We start from the raw sequence: 11753 nt of genomic DNA on the forward strand, positions 1-11753 counted from the left end.
GTTTAGACCTTCCAGCCCGAATGGATCGCCACCAGACCGCCAAGGATCGGTTCGACGCGGGTGTTCACGAAACCGGCCTCGCGGATCATGCCTTCAAATTCGGGCATGGGCGGGAAGCGGCGGATCGATTCGATGAGGTAGCGATAGGAATCGGCATCGCCCGCGATCATCTGACCCAATTGCGGCACCAGCTTGTGCGAATAGGCGTCATAGGCTTCCTTGAAGCCGGGCCATTCGGTCGTCGAAAATTCAAGGCAGAAGAAACGCCCGCCGAATTTCAGCACGCGATGCGCCTCGCGAAGCGCCTTGTCGATGCGCGTGACGTTGCGGATGCCAAAGGCAATCGTATAGGCGTCGAACACCCGGCTTTCAAAGCTCAGCTCCTCAGCGTTCTGTCGGCTCCAGACCAGACCGTCGAGCCCGCGCTCCATCGCGCGTTCGATGCCCACATCCAGCATATCCTGATTGATGTCCGACACCGTGATCGAGGCACCGCGCGCGGCCATGCGAAAGGCGATGTCGCCCGTGCCGCCCGCCATATCCAGGATCATCTCGCCCGGCTGAGGCTTGACCCGGCGCACGAACTTGTCCTTCCACAGGCGATGCAGCCCGGCCGACATGGCATCGTTCATGATGTCATATTTCTTGGCCACCGATGAGAAAACCTCGCCCACCTTGGCGGTCTTTTCTTCGGGGCTGACCTCCTCATAGCCAAAGGAGACGGTGTCGGGCTGTTGATCGCTCTGAGTCATGGGCGCCGCTTTAGGACGGTTTCGCGTCTGCGAAAAGCCGGTTATCGGAAGGCATGTGCGATTGAAGGCGCGCAAGGGACGATCGGGCGCGCATTTTCGCGCGGGGCCCTTGACCCTTGAACCGCTGTGACACGTTCCTAGGTTGCAAACATGCCTGAATTCAGGCCCTGCCGGAGCCAAGCCCGATGACGATCCTGCATCACCTCAACAATTCGCGCTCGCAGCGTATCCTCTGGATGCTTGAGGAACTGGAACTGCCCTATGAGGTGAAGCGCTATCAGCGCGATGCCAAAACCATGCTGGCGCCCGCCGCCCTGCGCGCGGTGCATCCGCTGGGCAAATCGCCGGTGCTGGAGGACGATGGCCATATCATCGTCGAGAGCGCCGCGATTGCCGAATATCTGGCCGAGAAGACCGGGCGGCTTGGCGCACCCTCGGCACGCGGCGATGCGCTGCTCTATCGGCAATTCCTCCATTATGCCGAAGGCTCGCTGATGCCGCCGCTGCTGGTCAAGCTGGTGCTGTCGCGCGTGCCAATCATGGGGCGTCTGGCGATGGCGCGGTTTCAGCCGATGATCGACACGCATCTGGCCTATGTCGAGGGCGAGCTGGCCCGCCGCCCATGGTTTGCCGGGGACGCGATGACCGCCGCCGACATCATGATGAGCTTTCCGCTGGAGGCCGCCCGCGCGCGCGCCGGGCTGGACGAACGCTATCCCCATGCGCTCGCCTGGCTGGAGAAGGTGCAGGCGCGCCCCGCCTATCGCCGCGCGCTCGAGGTTGGCGGGCCTTACGCCTATTAAGCGCACTCCCGGCGCCCTTTTCACGGATAAACACAACCGATGCCTGAATTGCCTGAAGTCGAAACCACCCTGCGCGGCCTTGCCACCTATTTGGACGGGCAGAAGATCGCCCGTGTCGAAACCCGACGCGAGGGGCTGCGCCGCCCCTTCCCTGCCGATCTGGTGCAGGTGATGACCGGGGCCACAATCACCGCCCTGTCGCGCCGGGCCAAATACGGGCTGCTCCATACCGACCGGGGCGTGGTGATGGTGTTCCATCTGGGCATGTCGGGGCGGTGGCGGATTGATCCTGATGCGCTGGAAAAGCACGACCATCTGGTGCTGACCACCGAGGCGGGCGCGCGGTTGGCCTTGAACGATGCGCGGCGCTTTGGCTCGGTCGATCTGGTGGCCGACGAGGCGCTGGCCGCATGGGCGACCTTTGCCGCGATGGGGCCCGAGCCTTTGGGGCCGGAACTGACCCCTGCCCTGCTGGCCGCACGGATGAAGGGACGCCTCAGCCCGGTCAAGCAATTGCTGCTCGATCAGGCGGTCGTGGCGGGGCTTGGCAATATCTATGTCTGCGAGGCGCTGCACCGGGCGGGAATCAGCCCGCTACGGCAGGGGCAGAATGTGAAAAAGCGGGAACTGGCACTGCTGGTGCCCGCGATTGTCGATGTCCTGTCCGAAAGCATCGCGGCGGGCGGCAGCACGATACGCGACTATGCCCAGCCCAATGGCGAATTGGGCTATTTTGCCGCCAACTGGCGTGTCTATGGCCGCGAGGGCGAGCCATGCCATGCCTGCGCCGCGCCCATCGCCCGCGTGGCGCAGGGCGGGCGGTCCAGTTTCTGGTGCCCGGCCTGTCAGAAATAGGGCAAGCGGGCCGCGCCGGATGGTCCGGGGCGGAACAATAAAGACTCCTATTCCCTTGACGATTCGGCCAACGCTGGTTAAGGGCGCCGCTTCTGGTGGAACCGATGGTTCTGCTATACCGATTTTCGCTAGCAATTTCCGGCCGCATCGGCCCGATACGAGGACACACATGGCCAATACGCCGCAAGCCCGCAAGCGCATCCGCCGTAACGAGCGTCGCGCCGAAATCAATGGCGCCCGCATCAGCCGCATCCGCACCTTCGTCAAGAAGGTCGAAGCAGCGATCGCCGGCGGTGACAAGACCGCTGCTGCGGCCGCCCTGCACGAAGCCCAGCCTGAACTGGCTCGCGGCGTTGCTCGCGGCGTGCTGCACAAGAACACTGCCTCGCGCAAGTTCTCGCGCCTGACCAAGGCGGTGGCCGCTCTCTGATTCGCGACTCGTGCGACCTGCAAAACGGTTGCACGACATAGCGATTAAGCAAGAGCGCGTAAGCAAAGCCGGTGGGGCTTCCCATCGGCTTTTGCTTTGCCTTGCGCTGGCCTTGGCTTTGCCCTCGGCCGGGCAAAAATGACAGCTGCAAGAAATCCTGCAATTCCAACGATTCGCGAATTGTCATGATATTTTATGATTAAAATTCAATGACTTTTCTGAGTCTGGCGGATTTGCTGGGGTTGCGCTGTCAAGCCAATTATTTCAAAATTTTTGCAGATAACGCCCTTGCGCTGCGCCCGCGATCATCCCTAAAACAAGGGTGTTCAGGGCGTTCGGCGCCTTTGAACTTCTCGGAAACACGGCATCTGTCACACTCGCGGAACTTTTCTGTTTCGCAGGGCTGGAGCCGTTTTCCGTGTGGAATTTGAGACCGTCGGCAACCATGCCGACGGGTGGGGCGTAATGGCGGATCAGGAGCATTTGGGGTGACGGGAACCGTTTGGGGCGGCAAGCGCGCCGAGGCTGGCCCTGCAAAGGGCAAGTCCGGGCATGCCGCTGAAGATCAGGATGCACTCGACCTGGCCGCTGATTGGGCTGACATCTGTCAGGGCCTGAAAAAGGACCTTGGGCCGCAGCTTTTCAATCAGTGGATTCGTCCGATTCAACTCGGCGCGTTCAACAAGGATTCGGGCACGCTCGAACTGTTCCTGCCCACCGAATTTTCGGCCAACTGGGTGGCGGATCGCTTTGCCGATCGCCTGACGCTGGCGTGGAAGATCGCCCGCGATGTGCGCCATGTGCGCATCAGCGCCCAGCCCGGCCGCCGCGCCATGCCCGACCTGCGTCTGGCGCGCGACAATACGCCTGCGCGCCCTGCCCCGGTGCTGGGCGATTCGGGCCGCGTGCATGGCCATGCCACCGAAGGCGCGAGCGCGGCGACCGATACGCTGGCGCTGGCCTCGATCGGCCTCGACCCCTCGCTGACCTTCCCGACCTTTGTCACCGGCACCAGCAATGTGCTGGCCTTCAACGCGGCCCAGCGTATGGCCGCCCTCGAAGCGCCGCAGTTCTCGCCGCTCTATCTCAAGGCTGCAACCGGTCAGGGCAAGACCCACCTGATGCACGCCATCGGCCATGCGTTTCTGGCCAACCATCCGCGCGCGCGCATCTTCTATTGCAGCGCCGAACGCTTCATGGTCGAGTTCGTTCAGGCGCTGCGCCAGAACCAGATGATCGAGTTCAAGTCGCGCCTGCGCGGGTTTGACCTGCTGCTGGTGGACGATATCCAGTTCATCATCGGCAAGGCCAGCGCGCAGGAAGAACTACTTTATACGATCGACGCCCTGCTGGCCGAAGGCAAGCGGCTGGTGTTTGCCGCCGACCGCAGCCCGCAGGCTCTTGACGGGGTTGAGCAGCGTCTGCTCTCGCGCCTGTCGATGGGCCTTGTGGCCGACATCATCCCGGCCGATATCGAATTGCGCCGCTCGGTGCTCGAACACCGCCTTGCGCGTTTCACCTCGGTGGTGGTGCCGGGCGATGTGATCGAGTTTCTGGCCCGCACGATCAATCGTAATGTGCGCGAGTTGGTCGGCGGCCTCAACAAGCTGATCGCCTATGCCCAGCTCACGGGTCAGGCCGTCAGCCTGCAACTCGCCGAGGAACAGTTGACCGATATTCTGTCGGCCAACCGCAAGCGCATCACCATCGACGAGATCCAGCGCACGGTCTGCCAGTTCTATCGCGTGGACCGTCAGGAAATGTCGTCCAAGCGTCGCGCGCGCGCCGTGGTGCGCCCGCGTCAGGTGGCGATGTATCTCTCCAAGGTGCTGACCCCACGCTCCTACCCGGAAATCGGGCGCAAGTTTGGCGGGCGCGATCACTCGACCGTGATCCATGCGGTGCGTCTGATCGAAGACCTGCGCACGCGCGATGCCGACATTGACGGCGATGTGCGCTCGCTGCTGCGTCAGCTGGAAAGCTGAGCGCAAAACCCCGGTACAAGCTGTTGACGGGCGGTGCATAAGGGCTGGATAAGCCTGTGCATCGTCTGTTGGTATGCCTGTGGATAAGCTGTTTGCCACGCGTGGGCGGCTTGTGGGTTTGCGGGGGAAAAGACTTTTATGCCTCCGGCGGGCAAAGGGACTTATCCCTTTGCAATCCCGTTATTGTTTGCGTGGCGCAAAGACGGAGGCGTTAGGTATCAACGCGACGTTTGAATCTGAAAGCCTGCGGCGCCTATGAGCGCTACTTCGCCGCGCCGCAGACTATAGACCCCACCCCAAAACCGGGATTGTTAAGGGCCCCGGCCCTTAACCCGCCGGAGGCCCTTCCTCTCCTTGTCATGCCCCTCCACCTACCCTAAATCCCCCGCATGTCTCCAGAACGCCTCTCCCGCTTCGCCCGCCATATCGTTTTGCCCGAAGTGGGCGGTGTCGGACAAATGGCGCTGGCGGGCGCCCATGTGGTGATGATCGGCTGCGGTGGGATCGGCAGCCCGGCCTTGCAATATCTGGCCGCGGCGGGCGTAGGCCGCCTGACGCTGATCGACGACGACAGTGTTGAGGCCAGCAACCTGCAACGCCAGACGATCTTTGCCGAGGCCGACATTGGCATTCCCAAGGCGCAGGCCGCCGCCGCTTGGGTGGCCCGTTTTGACCCCGAGATCGCCGTTACGCATCACCAAACCCGGATCGACGCGCACAGTGCCCCCGCGCTAATTGCCGGGGCCACGCTGGTCCTCGACGGCTGCGATAATTTCGCCACTCGCCTTGCCGTGTCGGACGCCTGCGTGGCCGCCGGCATTCCCCTGACCACCGCCGCCGTGGGCCGGTTTCAGGGCCAGATCGCCAATTTCGCAGGCCATCTGCCGGGTCACGCCTGCTATCGCTGCTTTGTCGGCGATGCGTTTGATGCCACCGATTGCGACACATGCGCGGCCGATGGCGTGCTGGGGGCCTTTGTCGGCATGGTGGGCATGATGGCGGCGCAGGCGGCCATCCGCGTGATCCTGCATGGCGCAGGCGTGCCGGGGCCGCTGGCCGATCCGCAATGGGGGCGGCTGCATCTGCTCGATGGCCTCGCGCCTTCGCTGCGCACGATCACCATTCCCGCCGATCCGGCCTGCCCCGCGCATTAAACGCCCAGGCCCTTAAGCGCGGCCACAAAAAAGCAGGGCCGCCCCAGCCGGACGGCCCTGCTTCCTCCTGCGCGAAAAGCCCGGATGGGTCATTGCCCATCCGGTCCCTTTCCCAAACTTACCGGCTTACGACTTGGGCTCTTCCAGCGTGGGATATTTGATCCCCAACTGATCGAGGTAGGTCGGGTATTTCGCCGCGTCGTAGTAATATTTCTCCATCTGCGGACGATATTCCTTCATCGTCTTTTCATTCAGCCAGGTCGCCGCCTTGGGGCCGAGAATCGGGTCATACTTGTCGGTTTTCAGCTGAACATCGGTGAAATAGGCCTTGGCATCGGCCACCAGCTTGGGCGTGGTCATCACGTCAAGGATGGTCATGGCCAGCGCCTTGGCCCCGGCCTCGACGCCCTTGTGCGCAATCGGCGTGGCCATCGCCATGGCGGACAGCACATTGTGGCCGATCATGTTCGGAATATTGGCCGGATAGCGGATCGTGATGGTCGGCACGGTCCACATGATGTCGCCAATATCATCCGAACCGCCGCCGATCGAACGCGGGCGGTTTTCGGGCGAGGACAGGTCGCCCACCTTGTCGGACAAGGGCTTGACCGTGCGATGGTTGATCGTCTGCACCGCCTTGGTGAAGGCCTGATCGTCGGCGGTCCACTTGGGCATGCCGACCGCCTTGATATTGGCATAGGCGGCCTCGGCCAGCGGCTTGTTGCCGAAATTGGGCGCGGCATAGCCAAGGATCTGCGAGGTCACCGTGGTGCCGGTCGCCTTGGCGGCGGCCTGCGCGATTTCATTGCCGGTGTTGTACAGGTTGCGCACCGCGCCAAAGCTGCGCTCGCGGAAATAGTACCAGACGCTGGCCTTGTCGGGCACCACGTTGGGCTGGCCGCCGCCATTGGTGATGACGTAATGCGAACGCTGGGTCACAGGCAGATGTTCGCGGCGGAAGTTCCAAGCGGCATCCATGATTTCCACGCCGTCCAGCGCCGAGAAGCCATCCCACGGATCGCCTGCGGCATGCGCGGTCTTGCCTTTGAACGTATATTCGACCGAGACCATGCCGTTCATGCCCAACTCGCCATAGGCGGTGCCGAAATCGGAGCTGACATGGTTGAAGATGCAAAGGTCGACGTCCTTGAACATCCCTTCGCGCACATAATAGGCCTTGGTGGCCAGCAGTTCCTCGGCAATGCCGGGCCAGATCATCAGGCGGCCGGGGATGTGGTTCTTTTCCATCACCTGCTTGGCCGCAATCGCGGCGGCCACGACCAGCGGCATACCCGAATTATGCCCTTCGCCATGGCCCGGCGCGCCTTCGACCATCGGCTTGATATAGGGCAGGCCCGGCGTCTGCGAGGTGCCCAGCAGATTGTCCACGTCGCTGCCCAGCGCGAGGACCGGCCCGCCCTCGCCCCAGGTCGCGGTAAAGGCGGTGGGGATGCCCGCCACGCCCTTGGTCACCTTGAAGCCGTTCTTTTCCAGAATGCCGGTCAGATATTCCATCGTGCGGAATTCCTGGAAACCGGGTTCAGCATAGCTGAACACGGTATCCACCATCACCTGGATATCCTTCTTTTGCGCCTCGACCCCGGCCACAGCTTCGGCCTTCAGCTTGGGGCTGGCGGCGGCATGGGCCTGCGTGCCGACCATCATGGCGGCCGTGGCCATCAGGGCCAGAGTGCTGCGTTTCACAAAATGCATGACTGATCCTTCTCCGTATCAGAAACCGATTTTGGCCGAGACGCGGAACGTGCGCCCCATCACATCGTAAATGCTGCGGTTGGTCTGGGCATAGGCCGGGACGTTGTTGCCGGTCGGGCCGTTGCCCACCAGCACCGGATCCTTGTCCAGCAGGTTGTTGACCACAAAGGTGATCGACATATCCTTGGCCCGCTCGCTCTTGATCTTGAACTGGACCGAGGCGTCGAGATAGCTGGCGCCCTTGATCTTGTTGTTGTTGATCGTGCGATACTGGTTCAGGTTCGACACGGTCGGGCACGATCCGTTGCATTCGATATAATCGTTGCCGTAAACGCCGTCCGAGAAGCCGCGATAGACCAGATTGATGTTGGCCGCGCCCACTTCATAAAAGGCGCTGATGCGATAGACCCAGCTCGGCGAGCTGTTGCTGCCCGAGAGGCTGCCGCCGTTGACGCCCGCATAGTCGACCGGGAAGATCTTGTTGTCCACCACGTTGGCGATGTAATGCGTCGTCGTGCCGCGGATGGTCAGCGTGCCGGGCAGGTTGGCGCTGATCTTGGAGAGCATCGTGCGATAGCTCGCATCGATGTCAAAGCCCTTGGCATGCTGGCTGGCAAAGTTGAACGGCTGGATCACGATGGACTGGAGGGTCGAGCCGCTGAACACCAGATTCGAGCAATAGGCCGTCTGGCCGCTGGCGCAGAAATCGACGGTGTTCTGCGAGGTGATCGAACCGATCGAGTCCTTGATGTTGATGTCATAATAGTCAAAGCTGGCCGTGAAACCGGGGATGAAGGACGGGGTCAGCACCGCGCCCATGGTCCAGGTGTTGGCCTTTTCGGGCTTGAGGGCGGTGTTGCCGATCGTGCTTTCGACAAAACCGGCCGTGCCTGCGGTCACGCCCGAAATCCCGGCAATCCCGGCGGGCAGCACCACCGTATTGGTGCGCGCTGTGGGCGCGGCGAAGAGTTCGGACAGGTTGGGCGCGCGGATATCGCGCGAATAGGTGCCGCGCAGCTTGATCGAGGAATTGACCTGCCACGTCGCCCCACCCTTATAGGTCAGCACGCTGCCGCTGGTCGAATAATCGGTGCCGCGCGCCGCGCCGTTCAGGTTGACGCCCGGCAGCACAGGCAGGTCGATTTCAACGAAGCCTTCCTTCACCGTATAGGCGCCGGTGTTGGGCAGGTAGTTGCCGTAAAGCCAGCGCGCCGTGGTGGTGCCATTGGCGTTTTTCAGCGGCTGGAATTCGTCGGGCACATAGCCGCTGACGCTTTCACGCCGCCATTCGCCGCCCAGCGCGATTGCCGCGCTGCCGCCCGGCAGCTTGAACAGATCGCCGCTCAGCGATGCAGCCGCAACGTCCTGCTTCAAGGTCTGGTCGCGCCAGGGCTGGTTGCCATAGATATAGTTCAGCCCAGCCGCCGAAGGCCCAGTGGTGCCCAGACGGTTGATCGGCACGCAGCCGTCGCTGGGGTTCGTCAGGCTGGAGCGGCAAACGATCGTGCCCGCCGCCACACCCAGCGCATTGCCCGCAGGCGCAAACACCGCATCCTGCGCCAGCGCCATGCGCTGCGTCTGCCAGGTGTTGATCAGCTGTTCGTGGCTCTTGGTTTCGCCATGCTGGAAATAGGCGTCGAAATTCCATTCGCGGCCCAGCGCGTCAAACTTGCCCTTGGTGCCCACCACATAGCGATAGACGTCGCGCGTGTTGTGGCTGCCGGGCACGGGATAGCCTGCGTTGCTGGTGCCGATGGTGATCGTGTTGGCCGAGGAATTGCCAAGCGCGGCGGCAACTGTGGGATAGAGCGATTGCAGATAGGCATTGTCGCCCTTGATGGAAACGCCGGTGCTCGGCGTCTGCTGATAGAAGCTCTCGCCGATATAGCGGTTCCAGCCAAACTGGGCAAAGACCTCGATACGGCTGGTCAGATCATAGCCCACCCGGCCAAAGGCGCTGAAACGCGCTTCATCGGGCATCAGCGAATTGGTGCCGACATGGCCCGCCAGCGTGGTCTGGTAATCGCCGCCCACCATATAGCCCGAGTTGCTCTTCGCGCCGAAATTGAGCGTGCCGATCTGACCCGGCGCCATGAAATATTTGCCCACCAGCCCGCTGGCGCTGGACAGGGTGGTGCCGGTGATCAACCCGCCCGCCGTATAGCCCGAAGGCCCGATGCCCGCCCCGTTGATCCAGCTTGGCTGGCCCGCCGCCGTGTTGGGATTGGCGATCATGAAATAGCCGCTGTTGTTCCAGCTGCGCGCGATGGTGGCGACGCCGTCCTGCTTGGCATATTCGGCATTGAGCAGGACATGCATGCGGTCATCCAGCAGCGAGAAACCCGCCGAACCGCTGAGGCGATAGTTGCGTCCGTCGCCATAGGTGGTGATGCCCTGATCGGCGGTAAGCTTGAAGCCCTTGTACTTCTTGTTCAGGATGAAGTTGACGACGCCGCCCACCGCGTCCGAACCATATTGCGCCGATGCGCCGCCGGTGACCACTTCGACGCGCTCGACCAGATCCTGGGGCACGGTGTTGACATCGACCACGCCGTTGGTGGCGCTGGAAACCGAACGCTGGCCATCGACCAGCACCAGCGTGCGCGAGGCGCCAAGGCCGCGCAGGTTGACGCTGTTGATCCCGGCCAGACCGTTCGACAGGCTGCCCGAGGAGTTGGCCGAGGTGGACCCCTGCGTCACAGCGGGCAACTGGTTGACGAAGTTCGACAGGTTGGCGGGCGCCTGCGCCTTGATGTCGGCCGAGGACAGTACGGCGACGGGCGTGGGCGCGGCAAAGCCGTCCTTCACGATGCGCGTGCCGGTCACCACGATGTCGCTGGCGGGCTCGGCGGCAGGCTCTGCGGCGGGTTCGACGGTGGGCGCCGCGGCCTCTGCCGCCGCCGAGGCTGCCAGCGCGGGCGTTGCCACCATCATGGCCAGCACCGAAACGGCAGCTCCACCCAGCCATGCCTTACGGCCAGCCGATTGCGTCCATTCCCTCATCGTTCGATCAATCGCCATGAAAACCCCCTATTGGTTATCTGATTATTCCCCGGCGATCCTGTTCCCATCTCACGGCTGAACGATGATCGCGCGCCGCGTTTTTATGATGTGGCGATGGCATAAGGCCGGTCCTGCGCCAAATTCGCCACATATTTTGACCGCATAAACGGCCCCCTGTTCAATATCCAAAAGGGAGCGACCCCTTTTATTTTAGCATTTCTGAATTCTTCTCATTACCTGCTGAGACGATTTAAATACTACACGATAGTTTTAAATTTTTTCCGCAAAATATCGCCAAATTTTCCATATTAATTTGAGCATTTCATCTTATATTGAAATTATCACTTCGGATTCCCAACCTTGTCCGCTCGAACTTGCCCGAATTCAAAGCGGGGCGAATCACCCCTCACTTGCCCCGGCAAAAGACCGCGGGCGGCACGTTGCGCTGGGTCACCCGGCGCATGACAAAGCTGGAGCGGATTTTCGCCACATGGGGCAGCGTGGCCAGTTCGCTGCGATAGATCCGGTCGTAATCCTCAAAGCTTTTGACATGGACCATCATCAGAAAGTCCGTGTCGCCCGAGACAAAACTGCAGAAGGTGACCGAGGGGCAGCGCACCACCGCTTCCTCAAATTCGGTCAGCACGGAATCGGCCTGAGAGCGCAACTCGATGGCCACAATGACCACAATGCCCAGCCCCAGCATCGGCAGATCAAGCTCGGCCGTATAGCCCTTGATCGCGCCCTGCTCTTCCAGCAGCTTGCGCCGCCGGGCTGCGGCCGTTGCGGAAAGATGCACCCTTTCACCCAGCATCACGTCCGACATCCGGCCGTCTTCGACCAAAGCGTTCATGATGCGAAAGTCTGTGGCATCAAATTCGGTGAGAGTGTTTTCCGTCACGCTGGCCCCTTGTTGCAACGGATTTCCGTCAAGAAGCAGGCAAAACTGCTCCGTATTTCGTCAGATAGAGTGCGACGAGTGTGGTAGCTTTGGAAATACGTCAAACTGGCACCTTTGCCGGGGGGCATGGCTGGCTAGAACACGGCGATCTCAAGCG

General features: G+C 61.9%; 9 protein-coding genes. 5 read left to right on the forward strand and 4 right to left on the reverse strand.

Features of this window, described 5'->3' with window-relative positions:
* Positions 1 to 2: 2 nt before the first annotated feature.
* Positions 3 to 752 (reverse strand): class I SAM-dependent methyltransferase, encoded by a 750-nt coding sequence (locus PQ467_RS15445; RefSeq protein WP_274174258.1) that lies wholly within the window; start codon positions 750 to 752, stop codon positions 3 to 5.
* Positions 753 to 937: 185 nt separating this feature from the next.
* Between PQ467_RS15445 and PQ467_RS15450 the strand changes: the two genes are divergently transcribed.
* The 5 genes from PQ467_RS15450 (at position 938) to PQ467_RS15470 (ending at position 5979) form a co-directional block, all read left to right on the forward strand.
* Entirely contained in the window at positions 938 to 1555 is a 618-nt protein-coding gene (locus PQ467_RS15450; RefSeq protein ID WP_274174259.1) for a glutathione S-transferase family protein, read from the forward strand.
* Positions 1556 to 1594: 39 nt separating this feature from the next.
* Complete coding sequence (gene mutM / locus PQ467_RS15455) at positions 1595 to 2410, forward strand: bifunctional DNA-formamidopyrimidine glycosylase/DNA-(apurinic or apyrimidinic site) lyase (protein WP_274174260.1); 816 nt, start codon at positions 1595 to 1597, stop codon at positions 2408 to 2410.
* A 169-nt stretch (positions 2411 to 2579) separates the two neighbouring features.
* On the forward strand, positions 2580 to 2840 hold the full coding sequence (gene rpsT / locus PQ467_RS15460) for a 30S ribosomal protein S20 (RefSeq protein ID WP_172341756.1): 261 nt from the start codon (positions 2580 to 2582) through the stop codon (positions 2838 to 2840).
* Positions 2841 to 3328: 488 nt separating this feature from the next.
* The gene (dnaA, locus tag PQ467_RS15465) at positions 3329 to 4825 is read left to right on the forward strand and encodes a chromosomal replication initiator protein DnaA (protein ID WP_443192960.1); all 1497 of its coding nucleotides are present in this window, start codon (positions 3329 to 3331) and stop codon (positions 4823 to 4825) included.
* Positions 4826 to 5214: 389 nt separating this feature from the next.
* Positions 5215 to 5979: a HesA/MoeB/ThiF family protein gene (locus tag PQ467_RS15470; protein WP_274174261.1), complete on the forward strand. Its 765-nt coding sequence runs from the start codon at positions 5215 to 5217 to the stop codon at positions 5977 to 5979.
* Positions 5980 to 6105: 126 nt separating this feature from the next.
* Here PQ467_RS15470 and PQ467_RS15475 read toward each other — a convergent pair whose 3' ends face one another.
* The 3 genes from PQ467_RS15475 to PQ467_RS15485 all read right to left on the reverse strand — a co-directional run bounded on the left by PQ467_RS15475 (position 6106) and on the right by PQ467_RS15485 (position 11596).
* Positions 6106 to 7692: an amidohydrolase gene (locus PQ467_RS15475; RefSeq protein ID WP_274174262.1), complete on the reverse strand. Its 1587-nt coding sequence runs from the start codon at positions 7690 to 7692 to the stop codon at positions 6106 to 6108.
* Positions 7693 to 7710: 18 nt separating this feature from the next.
* Positions 7711 to 10713 (reverse strand): TonB-dependent receptor plug domain-containing protein, encoded by a 3003-nt coding sequence (locus PQ467_RS15480; RefSeq protein ID WP_274174263.1) that lies wholly within the window; start codon positions 10711 to 10713, stop codon positions 7711 to 7713.
* A 388-nt stretch (positions 10714 to 11101) separates the two neighbouring features.
* Positions 11102 to 11596, reverse strand: a complete 495-nt coding sequence (locus PQ467_RS15485) for an Lrp/AsnC family transcriptional regulator (RefSeq protein WP_274174264.1) — start codon at positions 11594 to 11596, stop codon at positions 11102 to 11104.
* Positions 11597 to 11753: the final 157 nt, after the last annotated feature.

Source organism: Novosphingobium sp. KACC 22771 (genome assembly GCF_028736195.1).
Classification (GTDB): domain Bacteria; phylum Pseudomonadota; class Alphaproteobacteria; order Sphingomonadales; family Sphingomonadaceae; genus Novosphingobium.